This is a genomic window from Alcanivorax quisquiliarum (genome assembly GCF_023051175.1).
GTDB classification, from domain to species: Bacteria; Pseudomonadota; Gammaproteobacteria; order Pseudomonadales; family Alcanivoracaceae; genus Isoalcanivorax; species Isoalcanivorax quisquiliarum.
In genome coordinates, this window is record NZ_JALKII010000002.1 from 420,121 (window position 1) to 438,987 (window position 18,867).

The window sequence follows — 18,867 nt, forward strand, 5'->3', positions numbered from 1 at the left end:
CTGTGCCCGGCCACCGCGCCGTGCATTGATCGCAGTGGCCGGGAGTGCTGTCAGATGCCGGCGTCAGCTTTCAGGGCCTCGGCTTTGTCGGTTCTTTCCCAGGTAAAGCCGTCGCCTTCCCGGCCGAAGTGGCCGTAGGCGGCGGTGGCGCGGTAGATCGGCCGGCGCAGATCAAGCATCTCGATCAGGCCGCGTGGGCGCAGGTCGAAATGTTTGCGCACCAGCTCCACGATCAGATCATCGGCAATCTTGCTGGTGCCGAATGTGTTGACCGAGATCGAGGTCGGCTCGGCCACACCGATGGCGTAGCTCACCTGAATTTCACACTTGGCAGCCAGGCCGGCGGCGACAATGTTCTTTGCCACGTAGCGGCCAGCGTACGCGGCAGAGCGATCCACTTTCGTCGGATCCTTGCCGGAAAAAGCACCACCGCCGTGGCGCGCCATGCCGCCATAGGTATCCACGATAATCTTGCGCCCGGTCAGCCCACAATCACCCATGGGGCCGCCAATGATGAACTGGCCGGTCGGGTTGATATGGAAGCGTGTTTTTTCATGCAGCCATTCTTTCGGCAGCACCGGCAGCAGGATTTCATCCATCACCGCATCGCGTAGCGTTGCCTGGTCGATATCCGGCGCGTGCTGGGTGGAGAGCACCACCGCATCAATGGCGACCGGCTTGCCATGCTCATAACGCAGCGTCACCTGGCTTTTGGCATCCGGCCGCAGCCACGGCAGCACGCCGTTCTTGCGCAGCGTCGCCTGCCGCTCCACCAGACGGTGGGAATAGAAAATCGGCGCGGGCATCAGCGTGTCGGTTTCGTTGGTGGCATAGCCGAACATCAGGCCCTGATCGCCGGCACCGATTTCCTTGTCTTCCTTGGCATCGACGCCCATGGCGATATCCGGGCTTTGCTTGCCGATGGCGTTGAGCACGGCACAGCTGGCGCCGTCGAAACCGACATCGGAGCTGTCGTAGCCGATATCCAGAATGACGCCGCGCACGACATCTTCCAGATCCACATAAGTGGAAGTGGTCACCTCACCGGCAACCACGGCCATACCGGTCTTCACCAGGGTTTCCACCGCAACGCGCGCGTGCGGATCATCCTTGATGATGGCGTCGAGCACGGCATCCGAGATCTGATCGGCCATTTTGTCCGGGTGGCCTTCGGAGACGGATTCCGAGGTAAAAATGGAATATTCGCTCATTACGTTGGTGGCTCTCTGGTTGAAGGTTCAAGTTAACGGGTTGCGTTGTCGTCCTGGTGCACAAAGGTGCAAGCCTGCACCTGAAAACCATTGCGCTGGGCCAGAAACTGGATCTCCAGCAGCGTCAGCCCGGCGCGCTGCGCCCAGCCGTGAAGCTCCTCTTCATCAAAGCCGAGCCACTGATCGCCGCAGCGATCCCGTGCCCAGCCCTGATCGTGCCGGCACAGCTCGGTGATCAGTAACACCCCGCCCCGGCGCAACCGGCGGGCGGCGGTGATGAAACATTCGGCCGGGCTGGGCAAGTGGTGCAACACCATGTTCAGCACGACGGCATCAAATTGCCGTGGCGGCGCGGCTTGCGGCCAGTCGCCAGCGATCAGCTGCACGTTGCTTGCCGCAGCCGCCTGCATCCGCTGGCGCGCTCTGGCGCGCATGGCATCGCTGCTTTCCAGGCCGGTGACGCGCTTGAACTGCCGCGCCAGCTGGAGCAGAAAACGGCCATCGCCCGGCCCGATCTCCAGTGCGGCCTCGCCGCCACCCGGCAATGCGCGGGCCAACAGCTCTGCTGCCAGATCGCCGTATTGCTCATAATCGGCGATCAGGTCGTCATGTTCTTCAAACTCGCCGGCATTGCGCTCAAAGAACGCCCTGCTCTGCGCCGCCCGCTGTGCCTCTACCTGCGCCAGCCTGGCCGCCACCTCGGGCGCCAGATCCTGTGCATCCAGCCGCGCCAGCAGGGCGCGGTGCAAGGTGCCGCTGGTGGCGTGCGGCCCCGGCAACTGGCGCCGATAAAAGATCGTGTTGCCCTCGCGCCGCTGCTCCACCAGGCCGGCTTTCGTCAGCACCTTGAGATGATGGCTCATGCCGGACTGGCGCATATCCAGTATTTCCGCCAGCTCCAGCACGGCGAAGCTGCTGTAACCGAGCACCTGTAATGCTTGCAGGCGCAGTGGATCGCCAGCGGCCTTCAACAGCGCCGCCATCGTTTCCAGCTCGGTCTGGGTGGCGGCGGGCGCCTGCTCTGGCATCGTCATAAGCGAGGGAGTGTAGGGGATTGCCCTATCTATATCAAAACTTTTTGATATAGATTGTCGGCGAAGTGCTGGGCGGCACAAACCTGGGGGGCTGGAGGCGGGGCGCGCCGGCAGAAACCTCGTCAATATCGGGCTGGGGCTCAGACGGGGCAGGCAGTGGAGCGAGACAGGCGTGTCGGATCAGATCGGAGCGCGGTGCCGGCAGATCAGCGAATGTGTGAGAGGCTGCCTGACATGGCCGGAGGGCCAAGAGAACCATATAAACATCGAGGCGCCGCAGGTCGTGGCCGAGCGCGTGGGCCTGGGTCGGGCAGTGGGGCGGAGCAAGGGAAGGCCGAGGGAAGATCGAGCGAGATCGAGACAACGCAGGCAGGGGCCGGCAGCTGCCGGCCCCGCAGGGCGATCAGAAGTTGAACCGCGCACCGAATTCAATAATTACGCCATCCGCTTCGGTAGGCACCGAGATGCCGCCGACGAGGGAAATTTTGTCACTGGCGAGATAGTTGCCTTCCAGAATGAACAGCAGCTCATTGTCGTCATCCACTTCAGCCGCGACAGCCTTTTCGTAGACTTCCGGCATATAGCGGATCGCGCCACGCAGCTCCAGCACGTCGCTCAGCGCCATGCGGGCACCGCCTTCCAGCACCGGGTTGATGCCGTCGGCGCTGTCACCCAGGCCAAGCTGGCCGTACAGGTGCAGGCTGTCCATCGGCGCGATAAAGCCCAGGCTGGCGTTGCGGAAATCAAAGACGCCGCCGTCTTCGGCCGCCACATACAGGCTGTCGTTGATGCGGTAGGAGCCCTTGATCTGCCATTTATGCACCTTCGCATCTGTGGCCACCTGGTAGGTGCCCTGGACGTATGTGTAATTGATTTCCGCCAGAGAGACTGCGGGCAGGGCCAGGCAGGCCGCCGCGATAACAGAACGAAGTTTCATCCGAAAGATCCTTGTAAGTCAGCGAGAGGCGTCCCCTTGACGCCCGCGTATTGTTATTACAGTTTCCTGACAATGCAGGCCGCGAGGATACTAGCGCAGAGCGGCTTTAGCCGGGTAGAGCGGTTTTGGGGAGCGGTTCTCATTTTTTGATGCTGCTGTCGTCAGGCGTCGGAAAAGCCTCGCCGGCAGCGGATTTTGCAGTCCGCCGGTTACCGTAGGCGCCCGGTTTGCGCATAATGCACCGCTGCCGAATTGCTGTTTGCCGAGCTGTCTGAAGCCATGCTGCCTTTGCGTTTGTTGTTGCTCCTCCCGCTGTTTCTCTCATTGCCTGCTGTGGCCGATTCCGTCTGGCTGACCAACGGCGATCGGCTGACCGGGCAGGTGCGCCTGTACGATGGCGGCACACTATTGCTGGAAACGGATTACGGCGGGCTGGTGCGCATCAGCGGCAAATCCGTCGCCACACTGGAAACGCGCTCGGTGATGCTGGTGCGGCCACATCGGTTGCAAGGTAGCCGCGTTTATGCCCAGCTGCGACCGGCCACGCCGGGGCATGTTTATCTGATCTACAACGGCGAAACCCGGCTGGTGAGATTGACGGACATTCGCCAGATTCTGCCACGGCGGCAATTTCTGGAAGAGTGGATCTGGCGCGGCAGCATTGATTTTTCAGTGGATATCCAGCGCGGTGATACGGATATCGATGATCACGATATCGCCGTCACCACGGATTTTCGCCATGGCGACTGGCGCCATAACCTGCGCGGCGAATATAACCGCGAATACAAGGACGATGTGCGCTCGGTGGATAACTGGCATACCCAGTATGCGCTGGATTATTTCATCGACGAAAAATGGTTCTGGCAGGGGCGCCTTCAATATCGCCGGGATGATATCGAAGAGATCGCCCGGCGCCGCTCCATTGGTAGCGGCCCCGGTTACCAGTTCTGGGATAACGAGCTGGGTGCGCTATCGCTCACCTCACTGCTGAACCGCGATGATTTCGACTATGCCGATGGCGGCGCGGCGCGCACCTATACGGTGGCGATGAAGTGGGATTACAACCGCTTTCTGGTGGGCAAGGCGATCGAAGTGTTCAGCAGCGGCGAGGTGGGCCTGCCACTGTCGAGCAGTGTTTCGGAAAAGCTTGATGCACAAATCGGCCTGCGCTATCGGCTGACCAGCTGGGCGTCGTTCAGCACGCGCATCGAATGGGATCGCGTTACCGGCGACGATGGCCGCATCAGCCTGCGGCGCTACATCATGAGCCTGGGAGTGAACTGGTAAGCGGCGCCGGCGCTGCGACGGGAGCGCTGGCGCTCAGGTGCTGCATGACAAACGCGGCGATGGCAGCACGCGCCTCACGCGCTTCCGGGATCGGCATCACCGGCCACACATGCACCATTTCCGCCTCCTCCATCAGCGTCACCTCGCCGCCTGCGGCTTGCACACCCTCCACCAGCCGCATGGCATCCGGCCACAGCACATCGCGGCCAGCGGCCAGCACCAGCATCGGCGGCAAATCTGTCAGCCCGCACAGCAACGGATTCAGGCTCGGATCGTCCGGGTCGCGGGTGCCGGCCACCACGCGACTGACGGCAGGCAGGCCGCTGAGTGCCAGCATCGGATCGCGGGCATCCAGCGGGCGCGAGCGCGGATCGCCGAACGTGATATCCAGGCAGGGGCTGATCAGCACCAGCGCGGCCGGCTGGGGCTGGCCGGCGTCACGCAGCGTTTGTGCCAGCCGTAACGCCAGCAGCGTGCCGGCGGAATCCGCCACAACGATCGGCGGCTGGCGGGCGTAACGCTGCGTCCAGAGCGCTTCGACAAAATCGATGATGTCGTCCAGCTGCTGTTCCGGCGCCAACGGGTAAAGCGCCACATCGCAGCTGCTTTGCGTGCGCTGCGCCAGCTCGCTGATCAGCCGCCAGTGATGGGGCGTGATCGGATTGACGAAGGCGCCGCCGTGCAGATAAAGCAGCGGCGCGGGCTGCCGTGCCTCCCCGGCCGGCACATGCACAATATCGCGCCCGCGAAAGCTGGAAATCTGCGCGCCCGCAGGCGGTGCACCAGGGCGCCGGCGCCGGCGCAACAGCACCTCGCCATCCAGCGGCGGCATGTAACGCTGCTTCATGCCCATCACCGGCATGATCAGGTCAAACAGCAGCCGCGCCCGTATGGATGCCATCGCACTTCTCCTTGCTGCCCTTGCCTGCCTCGAAAAAACCGAGAAAGAAGCCCCAACCTTAACGCAACGGCAGCTGGGGCGACCACTGTCAGCAGGGTGCCAGCAGTTGCTCGCCTCAGCCGGCTTCAGGATCGTGGCCCCCGGCCGCCGCATCCAGTGCGGCCAGCGCCTGCTCCAGATTGGCGCGCGCCTGCGCCTCGTGAGTAGCGCGAAAGGCGGCGGTGTTATAGATGAAGGGCCGGGCAAGAAAAGAGGCCAGCAGCTCGCGCCGCTTGTGCAAATACAGTGGCTCGGGCACCCACTGATATTCGGCACGGATCTGCCGATTGCTCTCCTCGAAACGGGCCGGCTCGGCGCCAAGAATAGCAAGGTCGATATCCACCAGCAGTTGCTCATCCGCCTGCTGCGCCAAGTTATGGTGCCGGGTCACCATGATCAGCCGATACACCGCCTCCTGCGCCGCTGCGCTGGCACCGGCCTCCGCCAGCGCCTGGCGCGCCCATTCTGCACTGCGCTGCTCGTTATCCTGCCGCGTGGTGTCGTACACGGCATCGTGGAACCACAGCGCAAACAACAGCTGGCCCACATCCGGTGCCAGCGCACGGTGCGCCCGTGCCAGCGCCAGGCACTCGGCCAGGTGCTGCTGATTGTGGTAGGCGCGATGCGGCTCGGCGTAGGCGGCCAGCAGCGCGTCACGCAAGGCTGGCGGTGCGTTGATGCCGCTCTCGGTCACCGCTTCGTGCCAGGTGTTTTCAAGCAATGCGTTGCCGTTCATGGCGTGTCTTCCTCGCGATGCATAGCGGCCGAGTGGTCGAAAGCGCCCGGCGTCCATCGCTTGAGGGTCGCCCATCGGGCGGTGCGCAGGCAACTGTGTTTGGCGATGCGGGAGCCGCTTAATGGCTGATGCCCTGCGTCCGAATCAGCCAATGCCTATACCGAACGTCAGTGGCGGTCTCTACTCTGGCGGGTCTGGTCTGGCTGCGTCGCTACGCGTTTAACGAAAGACGTCATGGTCGGTCTGCGGAGCTGGCTCATTCCTTCTGATCCGCTGGCATGGCTCGGGCAGATAGAGTAGCGAGCATTAACCAAGCTGCCAAAATAAACCTAGGGCGGTGTAGGCGACTGAATTTGACCGGGTTTGACGATTAATGGCCGGAAACCAGAAGATTTGCACAAGTTTGGCCGGGAACGCGCCGGTGCGGTCAGTTTTACGCCGTTTGCCGCATTTGCGGCCATTTTTCGGCGCACCCGGCCAAATTTCCTCGCGTCTCGCGTCACGCCGAGCTTGATCCGGCATCTCCGGCTACAGTTCGGCTACCGCAGCCGGCAACAGCAAAGAGCGCGACGCCATCGGCAGGTGGCCCGGATCAACTCCGGGGCGGCGTTGGCCTGGTTATTGTGCCCGGCGTCCCGTATGGGGCATGAACGCCCCGCGTCTGCCTCTGCCGCGCCTACAATAACGCGATTTCGCCATACGTAGCCCCGCCACATTTGCCGCCAACTCCCGGCTAGGCGACAATACCGCCCCTTTATACCGGCGCCCACTTTCATGTGGGCGCTGCTGTTGATTCCCCAGGTCTCAGGAGAACGCCCCATGTCCGCCCATTCGCTGGCTTCACGCGAACTCGCCAATGCCATTCGTGCTCTGAGCATGGATGCCGTGCAGCAAGCCAATTCCGGCCATCCGGGGGCGCCGATGGGGATGGCTGATATCGCCGAAGTGCTGTGGCGGGGTTTTCTGAAGCATAACCCGGCCAACCCGGACTGGCCGAACCGTGACCGGTTCGTGCTCTCTAACGGCCACGGCTCGATGCTGCTTTACAGCCTGTTGCATCTCACCGGCTACAGCCTTTCCCTGGATGATCTGAAAAACTTCCGGCAGCTGCACAGCCCCACCGCTGGCCACCCGGAATATGAAGAGTGTGTGGGTGTGGAAACCACCACTGGCCCGCTCGGGCAGGGCATCGCCAATGCGGTCGGCATGGCGCTGGCAGAGAAGATGCTGGCGAGCCGCTTCAACCGGGATGGTTTCCCGGTGATCGATCATTATACCTACTGCTTCCTGGGCGATGGCTGCATGATGGAGGGCATCTCCCATGAAGCCTGCTCCCTTGCCGGCACTATGGGCCTGGGCAAGCTGATTGCGTTCTACGACGACAACGGCATCTCCATTGATGGCGAAGTGGATGGCTGGTTCACCGACGATACGGTGGAGCGCTTCCGCGCCTACGGCTGGCATGTGATTCCGAATGTGAACGGCCACGACGCGCTGGAAATCCAGGCAGCGGTGGAGAATGCCCGCAAGAACACCGATCAGCCGACGCTGATCTGCTGCAAGACCGTGATCGGCTTCGGCTCACCGAACAAGCAGGGCAAGGAAGACAGCCACGGCGCGCCGCTGGGGCTGGAAGAAATCGCCCTGGCCCGCCAGGAGCTGGGCTGGCCGCACGGCCCCTTCGAGATCCCGGAGCATATCTATGCCGCATGGGATGGCCGCGATGCGGGTGCTCGCGAAGAAGCGAAGTGGAACGAGCTGCTGCAAGCCTATGCGCAGGCGCACCCGGAACTGGGCGCTGAACTTCAGCGCCGCTTCAGTGGCGAGCTGCCGGCTGATTTCAGCGCCCGGGCGGATGCCTATATTCGCCAGTGCCAGGAAAAGATGGAAAAAGTGGCCACGCGCAAGGCCAGCCAGAACGCGCTGGACGCCTACGGCCCGTTGGTGCCGGAGCTGGTCGGCGGTTCGGCTGACCTCGGCGGCTCCAACAATACGGTCTGGAAAGGCTGCCAGGCGATCACAGCGGCAGATGCTGGCGGCAACTATATTCACTACGGCGTGCGTGAATTCGGCATGACCGCGATCATGAACGGTATGCAGCTGCACGGCGGCCTGCGCCCCTATGGCGGCACCTTTCTGATGTTCATGGAATATGCCCGCAACGCGGTGCGTATGGCGGCGCTGATGAAGCAGCCGACCATTCTGGTGTACACCCACGACTCCATCGGCTTGGGCGAAGATGGCCCCACGCACCAGCCCGTGGAGCAGATTGCCAACCTGCGGCTGACGCCGAATGTGAGCACCTGGCGCCCCTGCGATACGGTGGAATCCGCAGTGGCCTGGAAAGCCGCCATCGAGCGCAAGGATGGCCCCACTGCGCTGATTTTCAGCCGCCAGAATCTGCCATGCATGGCCCGTGACGAAGCGACGCTCGCCAATGTGGCACGCGGTGGTTATGTGCTGCACCAGACCGGCACCGGCACGCCGGAAGCGATCATCATTGCCACCGGCTCGGAAGTGGAGCTGGCCATGGAAGCGGCGACGGCGCTCGGCGAGCAGGGCCGCAATGTGCGCGTTGTGTCGCTGCCTTGCGTCGATCTTTTCCTGGCGCAGGATGCGGATTATCAGGAGCAGGTGTTGCCCGGCAGCGTGCGCCAGCGGGTTGCCGTCGAGGCAGGTATTGCCGATTACTGGTATCGCTTCGTGGGCCTGGATGGCCGCATTGTCGGCATGCGCAGCTTTGGTGCCTCGGCGCCGGCAGGCGAGCTGTTCAAGCACTTTGGTATTACGGCTGAGGCGGTTCGGCAGGCAGTTGCCGAGCTGATCGGCTAGCCCTTTGGATGACACCATGCGCGTTGCGCTGAACGGTTATGGTCGTATCGGCCGCTCTTTTGTCCGGGCGTTGCTCGGGCGTGAAGCGAGCGGTTGGCGGGCGCCGTTCTCGCTGGTGGCGATAAATGATCTCGGCAGCCCCGAGGATCTGCTTTACCTGAGCCGCTACGACAGCACCCATGGGCCGTGCCCGGTGCCGGTGGCGCTGGAAGACGGCCCGCAACTGGTGCTGGGGCGGCACCGCGCCAGAGTACTGGCGGTGGCCGAGCCGGCAGCGCTGCCATGGCAGGCGCTGGAGGCAGGGCTGGTGCTGGAGTGCACCGGCAAGTTTCGCGGCCATGACGAGGCCAGCGCACACCTGGCGGCAGGCGCCAGCCGGGTCATCATGGGGGCGGTGCCGTTTGATCGGGCCGATGCCATGCTGGTGTATGGTATCAACCACGAACAATTGCAGCCCTGCCAGCGGGTGTTATCGACCGCCTCCTGCACCACGCACGCGATTGCGCCGTTGTTGTCGGTGCTCGACGATGCGTTCGGGGTGGAGCAGGTATTGATGAAAGAGGTGCACGCCTACACCTCGGATCAGAGCCTGCTGGATCATGTGCACCGCGACCCGCGCCGGGGCCGGGCGGCGGCGCAGAATATCGTGCCGACCACATCCAGCGCGATCGGCGCCATCCAGCAGATTTTGCCGCGCCTGAAAGGGCGTATCAGCGGCGACTCGATTCGCGTGCCGACGCTGAACGTGGCGATGGTCGATCTGACACTGCGGCTGACGCACACGCCTTCGGTGCCACAGCTCAACGAGCTGTTTGCGCGTCGTGCTGGCGAAGCCTCTTGGTTGATCGGCTACAATGTCGAGCCGCTGGTGAGTGTGGATTTCAATCACCGCAGTGAGTCGGTGATCTTTGATGCAACCCAGACCTGCGTACAAGGCGATATGGTGCGCATTGTCGCCTGGTACGACAACGAATGGGGCTACGCCAACCGGCTGCTGGATCTGGTCAGCTGGATGGCCGAGCAAGGCGCGGCCTGACACACGGCGCTACTCATGCGCGCTCATGCCATGAGCGCTTGGGTCATGAACGCCCATGTCATGAGCGCCGAGGCCATGAACACCGATGTCATGAACGCCGATAGCCAGGCGGTTGGCAGCGATCGAACACGTAAACGCTTTGAGGTGCAAACACGATGTCCATTCTTCGCATGACGGATCTGGACCTGAACGGCAAGCGGGTGCTGATCCGCGAAGATCTCAACGTGCCGGTGAAAGACGGCAAGGTCACCAGTGATGCACGCATCCGCGCTGCGCTGCCGACCCTTCGCCACGCCCTGGAGGCCGGCGCGCGTGTGATGGTGCTCTCGCACCTGGGCCGCCCGGAGGAAGGCGTGTTTGATGAAAGCGCCTCGCTGCAACCGGTTGCCGATCACCTGGCCACACTGCTTGAGCGGCCGGTGCCGCTGGTGCGTGACTGGCTTGACGGTGTGGACGTGGCGCCCGGCGAGCTGGTGCTGTGCGAGAACGTGCGCTTCAACAAGGGCGAGAAAAAAGACGACGAAGCGCTGGCGAAAAAAATGGCCGCGTTGTGCGATGTATTCGTGATGGACGCATTCGGCACCGCGCACCGCGCCCAGGCGTCCACCCACGGTGTGGCACGCTTTGCACCGCTTGCCTGTGCCGGGCCCTTGCTGGCGGCGGAGCTGGATGCACTGGGCAAGGCGCTGCAAGCACCGGCCAAGCCGCTGGTTGCCATTGTCGGCGGCGCCAAGGTGTCGACCAAGCTGGAGGTGCTCGAATCGCTGGCCGAAAAAGTGGATCAGCTGATCGTCGGCGGCGGGATCGCCAACACTTTTCTGGCGGCAGCGGGCAAACAGGTGGGCAAATCCCTGTGCGAGCATGATCTGATTCCTGCGGCGCAGAAAATTGCCGAAAAAGTGCATATTCCGTTGCCGATGGATGTGGTGGTCGCGAGCGAGTTTTCTGCTGATGCGGAAGCGGTCGTGAAAAGTGTCGATGAGGTCGGCGAGAATGACATGATTCTGGATGTCGGCCCGCAGACAGCGCATGTGTTTGCCGCATTGATGAAAGAAGCCGGCACTATCGTATGGAACGGCCCGGTGGGTGTGTTCGAGTTCGATCAGTTTGGCGCCGGCACCGAGGAAATGGCGCAAGCCATCGCCGACAGTAACGCCTTCTCCATCGCGGGCGGTGGCGACACCCTGGCGGCAGTCGATAAATATGGCATTGCCGACAGGATCTCCTACATCTCCACGGGTGGTGGTGCGTTCCTGGAGTTTCTGGAAGGCAAGACGTTACCGGCAGTGGCAGTATTGCAGCAACGGGCAAAAGATTAAGCACGCCAAAGGCCGAGCGGAGCGCGCTTGCGCTCGGCACAAAGCGTATGGATATGGACAATGTACGGCGGCTGTCTAGCCGCCAACGGACGAAGAGGATAACCCCATGGCATTGATCAGCCTGCGTCAGTTGCTGGATCACGCCGCCGAATACGGCTACGGCGTGCCGGCATTCAACGTCAACAACCTGGAGCAGATGCGCGCCATCATGGAGGCGGCGGATGAAACCGATTCGCCCGTGATCGTGCAAGCCTCTGCCGGCGCACGCAAATATGCCGGGGCGCCCTTCCTGCGCCACCTGATTCTGGCGGCCATTGAAGAATTTCCGCATATTCCGGTGGTCATGCATCAGGATCACGGCACCAGCCCGGCGGTGTGCCAGCGCTCGATCCAGCTGGGCTTCTCGTCCGTGATGATGGATGGCTCGCTGGGCGAAGACGGCAAGACGCCGATGGATTACGACTACAACGTGAAAGTCACCCAGACCGTGGTGGCCATGGCGCATGCCTGTGGCGTCTCGGTGGAAGGCGAGCTGGGTTGCCTGGGCTCACTTGAAACCGGGCAGGCGGGTGAAGAAGACGGCATCGGCGCCGAGGGCACATTGGATCTGGAGCAGATGCTGACCGACCCGGAAGAAGCTGCCGATTTCGTCAAAGCCACCAAAGTAGACGCCCTGGCAATTGCCATCGGTACCAGCCACGGCGCCTACAAATTTACCCGACCGCCCACTGGCGACATCCTTGCCATTGATCGCATCAAAGCGATTCACGAGCGCATCCCGGATACCCACCTGGTGATGCATGGCTCCTCCTCGGTGCCGCAGGAGTGGCTGAAAGTCATCAACGAATTCGGTGGCGAGATTCCGGAGACCTACGGCGTGCCGGTGGAAGAGATTCAGGAAGGCATCAAGTATGGCGTGCGCAAGGTCAATATTGATACCGACCTGCGCCTGGCCAGCACCGGCGCTATCCGCCGCTTCCTGGCGCAAAACCGTTCCGAGTTCGATCCGCGCAAATATCTGGCCGTCTCCACCCAGGCCATGAAAGAAATCTGCCTGGCGCGTTACGAAGCCTTCGGCACTGCCGGGCAAGCGAGCAAGATCAAACCGGTTTCGCTGGAAGAAATGTTCAAACGCTACGAAAAAGGCGAACTCGACCCTCGCGTCGCCTGAGATCCTGCCCCGCTTCACCGGAGATGCAGGGGCCAGGCGGGCTTGGTGTGAAAGCCAGAGTTTGCTGCCATCATCGCCCCCTCTCCCCAACCCCTCTCCCACAAGGGGAGAGGGGCTATTTCATCCGACCTTGAGCCAATCTGAAAAGCGGGGAGCGGGTGATCTCGCTCTTCTATGCCTGCCGGGTTGCCGGCCGCCTCTCGGGCTTTTGCTGTTTTGACCTGTCACGTTCGGCTACCGCGCCTGCGCTCGCGTGGGTATGCTATTGGCCATGAATCAGCCACCTTTTGATGCGCATACTATCCAGCGGGCCTGGCAGCCCCTTGATTGGAAAACACCGCAGGAGATCAGCGGTGAGGCGCGTCGTTATGCTGATTTTTACGGCATAGGATTTGCTGATCGTTTTCCCGGCCTGTTGCACGGCTTCGGTTATTTCGAAGCGGCGGGGCACGATATTGCCATTCATGCCTGGCGGCCGGCTGCGCCCCGCGGGACGGTGCTGGTGCTGCATGGTTATTTTGATCATGTGGGCCTTTATCGGCATGTGATCGAGCATTTGCTGAAGCTGGGTTATGCGGTGCTGGCTTACGATTTACCTGGGCATGGTTTGTCATCGGGGCCGCGTGCCGCCATCGACAATTTTCTTGTCTATCGCGAAGTGCTGACGCAGTGCCTTGCGCGGCAGGAAAATAATTTTCCCAAGCCCTGGCACGCGCTTGCGCAAAGCACGGGCGGCGCGATCATCATGGATTATCTGCTCAGTGCCGGTGGCAGCAATGAGCAGGCACCGTTCGAGAAAGTGATTCTGCTGGCGCCGCTGGTGCGGCCGATGGGGTGGCGCTCCGGCCGTGTGCTGCATAGCCTGGTGAGCCCGTTTCGTGATTATATCCGGCGCGTGTTCACGGTGAATTCGAGTGACCCGGATTTTCTGCATTTTCTCGAACATCTCGACCCGCTCCAGCATCACCAGTTGTCGGCCCGCTGGGTCGGGGCGCTGAAAAAGTGGATTCCCGGCTTCGAGCGTGCAGCCTCGGTGCGCATCAGCCCGGTGATCATTCAGGGCGATATGGACGAAACCGTCGACTGGCGCCATAACCTGTCCATTATCGAGGACAAATTCAGCGAGCCCGAGATTCATATCCTCAAGGGTGCGCGCCACCAGCTCGCCAATGAACACCGCGATTTTCGTGAGCAGATCAACCGCATTCTGGACAGGCACCTGGCCTGAGCCGCTTCGATTTTCGAATCTTTTACGCTGCCTGCTCCGCTCGCCTGACGGCGTTCCAGTATTGTGATGAGGAAAGCGTCAGAATATCGGAGGACAGCGCTGGAGGGGCTATGAACTCGATACATATGAAGCGGGCCTGCGCAGTAGCCATGCTGCCGCTGCTTGCGGCGCTGGCCGGGCCAGTGCTGGCGGCTGGCGATACCGGTGAAACAGCCGAGCAGGCGCGGGAGCGCGAAGCACGCGAAGAGCGCGTGCACGCCGCGCTGGTGGCGGCGGATGAGCGTATCCGTTCACCGGAAGCGCGGGAGGAAATCGCTGAGCGTGGCTTTGCTATCCGGCTGCAAGTAGCACAGCGCAATCTGGGCTCGCATATCGAAGACCCGGATGCGGGCTACGATCAACGCTCCCGCCGAGGCATTCATCAGCAGGAAGTGGAAAAAGGCCAGGGGCCGGCGGGCAATGTCTGATCGGCACTGATTTTTTTAATTGAAAGGACGGACCTGACAATGAAAACGTGGATGATACTGGCTGGTGCCGCAGGTGCACTGGCGCTGACGCCGGGCGTGCAAGCACAGGAAGCGCGGCCCTATTTTGGTGTGCAATACAATTATGTTGAGCTGGACGCCGGTGGCGAGGCCAAGCTGGATGCGTTAACCGGCCGGCTTGGCCTGGGGTTCAATCCGTATTTGTCGGGCGAGCTGCGCCTGGGGCTTGGTTTTGGCAGTGATCGGGTGCGCGGCACCAAGGTGGAGCTGGATCATTATTACGGTGCTTATGTGCGGCTGGCGATGCCCACCAACACACAGCTGACACCTTATCTGCTGGGCGGTTATACCCGCGTGAAAACTGATCCGCAGCTGCGTTCCAGCTCGCGTGATGATTTCGGCTACGGTGTGGGTGTGGATCTGAGCCTGGATCACGCGCTTGCCCTGAATCTGGAATATGCGCGCTTGCTGGATGCCAGCCGGGTCGATATGGATGCCTTGTCGCTGGGCTTTACCTACTCGTTCTGACAAGTAACGCAATAGTAGCTTGCCGGGCAAAGCAGACCGACTTTCCAGCTCGCAAGACGGCAGCGGTACGGCGTGGGCGTGGCCCTGAGCCCGGATCAAGCGCTTGCCCGGAATCTGGAATGTGCACCTTCGCTCGGTGCCCTTCGGGTTGATATGGATATCCTGTCACTGCGTTTCTGACGAGTAACAGATTGCCGGTGAGAGGGCTGGAAAGTCCGAATAAGCAGGTTGATCCGGCAGAGAGCCAGGGCAACTGGCAGAGCCGGCAGCAGGCCAGATTGGTCGAGAAACGGCGCAACGGCTGCCGGGCCGCTGCGCCCGTTTGTTTAATCCCAGCTGATCGGTGCTTCCGATGAGCCGGGTGTCATGGGGCGGCCGGGGCGGTTGCTCTGGCCGCTGTCGGCGGGCATATCGCGCAGCACCGTTTGTGCATTCAGGCTGTTGCGATCTCCCTCCACCAGCTCCGCAACGGCGTAGCCATGCTGCACACTGGCGATGCGCAACGTCGCCAGCGCCGGTGTCTCCAGCCGGATCGGCAGGCCGGTGTCCGGGTCTTGCATCTCGCCCTGGAGCTGATGGGCGCTCAGCTGCTGGCCCACGGCAAGGCGGCCGCTGCCCTGCGTCACATAAACCTGCTCGCCTGCCACGCTCAGTACGCGCACCGGATACAGCGCATCGAGCACTTCGCCGGTCAGTGCGCGAGCGACATCCGGGTACAGGAATTCGCCGATCCGCTCGGGCTCGCGATCCGGGTCGATATCCGCGTCGCGCAATTTGCTGCGCAGCGCGCCGGGGCTTTCCTGGTAAGTGAAGGTGCCGGCACGCAGCACGCCGCCGGTGGCGGTTTCCAGCAGCCGATATTGCACGCGCACCACTGGCTCCAGCGTGTTGAACTGCGCGCCGTAGTAGCTGCGGCCGGGGCGGCCAAGCTGGAAGGATTCGATATCACCAACCAGCACCAGATCGGCGCCTTGCTGGCGGCCCACGCGCACTTGCTCCTGCGGTTGCAGGCTGCTGGCGCTGATGGCGCGCTCGCCGGCGACGTCGGCGCTGAAATCACGATCCAGCACGCGCAGCCGGCCGCTGTCGGTGAAGCTGTTGACCAGTGCGTTGCGTAACTGGGCTCGCACTTCCGCAGGGGGGATCGGGCGGCCGAGATCATAGCTGCTGCCGCTGGTGCGGAGCGTGCCGATGGCCACGGAGGGCAGCGCGCTGCGATCCGGGCCGATCTGCTTCGGCGTCAGCAGGCGGGCTTCTACACGTGCTTGCCACAGGGCATCGTTGACCTGAGTGGTTTCCAGAACGCGATATCCGGCAACCGGCGCAAGCGTTGGCAGGCGTGCTTCCGGTTCACTGTGCCAGGCGCCTGTGGCGAGCCGGCCCTGGATAACCCAGTCGTAAGTTTCACGGCGGAAATCGGGGTTGAGCGTCACTGTCACCCCCAGCCCTTGGCGTGCCGCTTCCACCAAGGCATTGGCGACGGCGGTTTGCGGGTCGTGGCCGAAGCCGGTGGCTTCGCGGGTGACGATGTTATCGGCGTTTTCTGCCAAGGCTGGCTGCAATACGCACAGCGAAAGCACGGTGGCGGCCAGGGACGAGATCAGGGAGCGGAACAGCATTTTCATAGTGCTATCCTCAGGCAACGCGGTGGCGCCCGGCAGCGGCTGCCGGGCGCACGCGATTACAGACCAAACAGGCTGCGCGAGCGGGTCTTGCGGATTTCTTTCTCGCTCGACCACTCGATGATGCCGGTTTCCAGGTTCATCATGTTCAGCGTGAATTTGTAGTACACGTCTTTGGTGCGGTTATCGCGTTTGACGATGCTGGTCAGCGCGCCATAGAGCATGAACTCGGCACCGATCTGGCGGCCAAGCGTTACCGCAGTGGCGGGATCGACCATACCGCTCTGGGTCTGGAAATCCATCTGCTGGCGCACGCGATCTACTACCGTCATATCGACGAAGCGAAACTTGCCGGACTGGATCAGCCGGGTGCGAATGCTGTCAGTGACCGATTCGGTATCGATGTGCTCGACGGTGCGGTTCTGCACGCGATCGACAAACACCACCGGGCGGCGCTGCATGGTCATTTGCACCACCGGCGGGAAGGTGAGCAGATCATCGACCATCTGCGAGGCGATCATTTGCAAATCGGTGGAGCCGAAATCTACTGTCACGGTTTCAGTGGCGGTGGCATCGCCATATTGCACACGGGTGCAGCCGCTGATCAGCAGGGCAGTGGCCAGCACGGCCATCATGATTACGCGCATCAACAATCTCCTTGGATTGAACAAGCTCAAAACGGACAAAAAGGGCCACCACCTGATGTCAAAGCGGCTGGCCCGGCATGTTTATTCCTGGCGCAGCCATACTTCAAAGCGGGTTGCGGCAGCGCTGGGCGCTACGCCCTGCAGGCGGAATTCGCCTTTGCCGGGCACACGCTGCGGGCGCCACGGCTCGCCATCGGGCGCGATTTCAAAACCGTTGCGGTCGTACCACCGGAATTTGTATTGGTAGTTCACGCTGAAAGCGGATTTGTTGCGCAGCTGCACCTGCGTGCGGATCACGTCGCCGCTGCTGGCGCGGTTCACTTCCAGCAGCTCGAAGGCGCCGGTCAGGGAGGCGGTGTCGTAGCGCAGCACGGCCAGATCCTCCTCTGGCAGCTGCGCTGGTTTGGTGGCACAGCCAAGCAGCATAAAGGTCAACAAAAAGCTCCATAACAAGGTATGGCGTTTCATCAGGGTTCCTCCAGAACGGGCATGATGGTGATGTGCAACTGGCCCGTGTCGATCACCCGTACCAGGGTCGTGCCGCCTGCGACGACGGGGATTTCCACGTTAGCACTGCCCCCCGGGCCAGACAACGCGAGGCGATGCGTGCCGGGGGCGAGGGTCAGGCGTGCGATCTGTGCGTTCGCCGGCAAGGTCAGCCAGCTGCGCAGGTCGGCACGTTCAGACACCAGGTTGTAGATTTGTGTGGTCAGTGCGCCGAGCAGCCCAAGCTCATCGTTGGCAGCTTTCTGGGCGCTGTATTTGGCGGCGGCGCGTAGCGTCTGCCGCACCAGCATGGCGGGCACCTGCTCGCGTAGCGCTCGTGCGGCCATGCCATCAAAGCGGGCGATCACTTCGGTACGTGCCTGAGTGCCGCTTTCGGTGGTGATCTGCAACGGCCGGGGCACCAGCGTGTCGCCGCTGTAAGTGGGAAAAGACACCGCAAAATAGCCGTGGATGGTGGGAATCGGCAGGCTGATTTCTTCGCGGGGCGGGATATAGCCTTGCTCGTAGGCAACTACCACTTGCCCCTGCGCCCGCTGGCGCCGGCCTCGCTGGCGAGCATCCAGACGCTGGATGTCGGTTCTCAGTTGTACCAGCTGTGGCGCGCTTTCGTAGGCTTTCTTGTAATCGACCAAGGCGTCGTTGTACTGGCCGGTGCCTTCCCGGAAGACACCGGCCAGGTAATAGAAGTAGGGGTTCTGAATGCTGCTGCGAACCAGTGCGGCGGCGCTGTTGAGCCCGGCAAACTGGCCTTCGAAATCGCCAATGCCCGGTGCGCCGCTACTGGCGGCCTCGTCCTCTGCGCGGCCTATTTCCTGCTCATGACGTTGCTCAATGACACGCTGTTCCAGCGTCAGTCGCCGAAACTCGACATTCGCCCCTTCGATATCCTGCTGCTGCCAGTAATTGAGCGCCTGTAATCCATGCACGGCGATGCGCTCGTAATCCTGACCGCGATACGGTAGCGCGTTGTCATTCACCATCAGCGCGCCGAGTCCGCTGCCGGCGCTGCTGGCACGAATGCGGGCCTGTTCGTCCTGTTCGTCGTAAAGGCCGATCACTTCGGCAAACAGTCGCTGACTTTCAGCAGGCTGATCGGCCAGTTGCGCCACCCGGGCGCTTTCTTGCAGATATAGCAGCCGATCCTTGCCGCGAGCGCCTTTTTCCAGCCGCGCCAGCGCGGCATCGCCCTGACCGCTGGCAGCAAGCTGCTTCCAGTGATTGGCCTGGTTGGGATAGGGATTGAATAATGAACTGGTGGCACAGCCGCCCAGCAGCAGTGCACCAACAAGCAGGAGCAGTCGGGTCAGATTATTATTTTGCATGATGAGGCAGTCAGCCGATCCAGCG

The 18,867-nt window shown here is 62.1% G+C and carries 18 protein-coding genes; 9 read left to right on the forward strand and 9 right to left on the reverse strand.

Annotation, left to right across the window (positions count from 1 at the left end):
- Window positions 1–50: 50 nt before the first annotated feature.
- The 3 genes from metK to MU846_RS04910 form a co-directional block, all read right to left on the reverse strand.
- On the reverse strand, window positions 51–1,211 hold the full coding sequence (gene metK / locus MU846_RS04900) for a methionine adenosyltransferase (RefSeq protein ID WP_246949227.1): 1,161 nt from the start codon (window positions 1,209–1,211) through the stop codon (window positions 51–53).
- Window positions 1,212–1,243: 32 nt separating this feature from the next.
- Window positions 1,244–2,245: an ArsR/SmtB family transcription factor gene (locus MU846_RS04905; RefSeq protein WP_246949236.1), complete on the reverse strand. Its 1,002-nt coding sequence runs from the start codon at window positions 2,243–2,245 to the stop codon at window positions 1,244–1,246.
- 403 nt (window positions 2,246–2,648) lie between these two features.
- A complete protein-coding gene (locus MU846_RS04910; protein WP_246949239.1) occupies window positions 2,649–3,182 on the reverse strand; it encodes a hypothetical protein in 534 nt (177 codons plus the stop codon).
- Between the two features lie 279 nt (window positions 3,183–3,461).
- Here MU846_RS04910 and MU846_RS04915 point away from each other — a divergent pair, with 279 nt between their 5' ends.
- Window positions 3,462–4,469, forward strand: a complete 1,008-nt coding sequence (locus tag MU846_RS04915; RefSeq protein ID WP_246949243.1) for a DUF481 domain-containing protein — start codon at window positions 3,462–3,464, stop codon at window positions 4,467–4,469.
- Here the strand turns inward: MU846_RS04915 and MU846_RS04920 are convergent.
- Window positions 4,444–5,370, reverse strand: a complete 927-nt coding sequence (locus MU846_RS04920; protein ID WP_246949247.1) for an alpha/beta hydrolase fold domain-containing protein — start codon at window positions 5,368–5,370, stop codon at window positions 4,444–4,446. The genes MU846_RS04915 and MU846_RS04920 overlap by 26 nt on opposite strands.
- Window positions 5,371–5,485: 115 nt before the next feature.
- Window positions 5,486–6,145, reverse strand: a complete 660-nt coding sequence (locus MU846_RS04925) for an HD domain-containing protein (RefSeq protein ID WP_246949249.1) — start codon at window positions 6,143–6,145, stop codon at window positions 5,486–5,488.
- An 819-nt stretch (window positions 6,146–6,964) separates the two neighbouring features.
- On the opposite strand from MU846_RS04925, the gene tkt reads away from it, so the two are divergent.
- From tkt to MU846_RS04960, 8 genes are all read left to right on the forward strand, one after another.
- Window positions 6,965–8,977 carry a transketolase gene (tkt, locus tag MU846_RS04930; protein ID WP_246949251.1) on the forward strand — a complete coding sequence of 671 codons (2,013 nt, stop codon included), beginning with the start codon at window positions 6,965–6,967 and terminating at the stop codon, window positions 8,975–8,977.
- A 16-nt stretch (window positions 8,978–8,993) separates the two neighbouring features.
- Window positions 8,994–10,013, forward strand: a complete 1,020-nt coding sequence (locus MU846_RS04935) for a type I glyceraldehyde-3-phosphate dehydrogenase (RefSeq protein WP_246949254.1) — start codon at window positions 8,994–8,996, stop codon at window positions 10,011–10,013.
- A 45-nt stretch (window positions 10,014–10,058) separates the two neighbouring features.
- Window positions 10,059–10,187, forward strand: coding sequence for a hypothetical protein (locus MU846_RS14600; RefSeq protein ID WP_306799244.1), 129 nt, complete (start codon window positions 10,059–10,061; stop codon window positions 10,185–10,187).
- Window positions 10,169–11,332: a phosphoglycerate kinase gene (locus MU846_RS04940; RefSeq protein WP_246949258.1), complete on the forward strand. Its 1,164-nt coding sequence runs from the start codon at window positions 10,169–10,171 to the stop codon at window positions 11,330–11,332. The genes MU846_RS14600 and MU846_RS04940 overlap by 19 nt, the downstream gene beginning before the upstream one ends.
- A gap of 106 nt (window positions 11,333–11,438) precedes the next feature.
- Window positions 11,439–12,503 carry a class II fructose-bisphosphate aldolase gene (gene fba, locus MU846_RS04945; protein WP_246949271.1) on the forward strand — a complete coding sequence of 355 codons (1,065 nt, stop codon included), beginning with the start codon at window positions 11,439–11,441 and terminating at the stop codon, window positions 12,501–12,503.
- Window positions 12,504–12,774: 271 nt separating this feature from the next.
- Window positions 12,775–13,731, forward strand: coding sequence for an alpha/beta hydrolase (locus MU846_RS04950; protein ID WP_246949274.1), 957 nt, complete (start codon window positions 12,775–12,777; stop codon window positions 13,729–13,731).
- Between the two features lie 110 nt (window positions 13,732–13,841).
- Window positions 13,842–14,198 carry a hypothetical protein gene (locus MU846_RS04955; RefSeq protein ID WP_246949277.1) on the forward strand — a complete coding sequence of 119 codons (357 nt, stop codon included), beginning with the start codon at window positions 13,842–13,844 and terminating at the stop codon, window positions 14,196–14,198.
- Window positions 14,199–14,237: 39 nt separating this feature from the next.
- The gene (locus MU846_RS04960; protein WP_246949280.1) at window positions 14,238–14,744 is read left to right on the forward strand and encodes a porin family protein; all 507 of its coding nucleotides are present in this window, start codon (window positions 14,238–14,240) and stop codon (window positions 14,742–14,744) included.
- A 326-nt stretch (window positions 14,745–15,070) separates the two neighbouring features.
- Here MU846_RS04960 and MU846_RS04965 read toward each other — a convergent pair whose 3' ends face one another.
- From MU846_RS04965 to MU846_RS04980, 4 genes are all read right to left on the reverse strand, one after another.
- Window positions 15,071–16,369: a CsgG/HfaB family protein gene (locus MU846_RS04965; protein ID WP_246949294.1), complete on the reverse strand. Its 1,299-nt coding sequence runs from the start codon at window positions 16,367–16,369 to the stop codon at window positions 15,071–15,073.
- A gap of 56 nt (window positions 16,370–16,425) precedes the next feature.
- Window positions 16,426–17,013 carry a penicillin-binding protein activator LpoB gene (gene lpoB / locus MU846_RS04970; RefSeq protein ID WP_246949297.1) on the reverse strand — a complete coding sequence of 196 codons (588 nt, stop codon included), beginning with the start codon at window positions 17,011–17,013 and terminating at the stop codon, window positions 16,426–16,428.
- A gap of 81 nt (window positions 17,014–17,094) precedes the next feature.
- Entirely contained in the window at window positions 17,095–17,481 is a 387-nt protein-coding gene (locus MU846_RS04975; RefSeq protein WP_246949300.1) for a YcfL family putative periplasmic lipoprotein, read from the reverse strand.
- Window positions 17,481–18,842: a COG3014 family protein gene (locus MU846_RS04980; RefSeq protein WP_246949303.1), complete on the reverse strand. Its 1,362-nt coding sequence runs from the start codon at window positions 18,840–18,842 to the stop codon at window positions 17,481–17,483. The genes MU846_RS04975 and MU846_RS04980 overlap by 1 nt, the downstream gene beginning before the upstream one ends.
- Window positions 18,843–18,867: the final 25 nt, after the last annotated feature.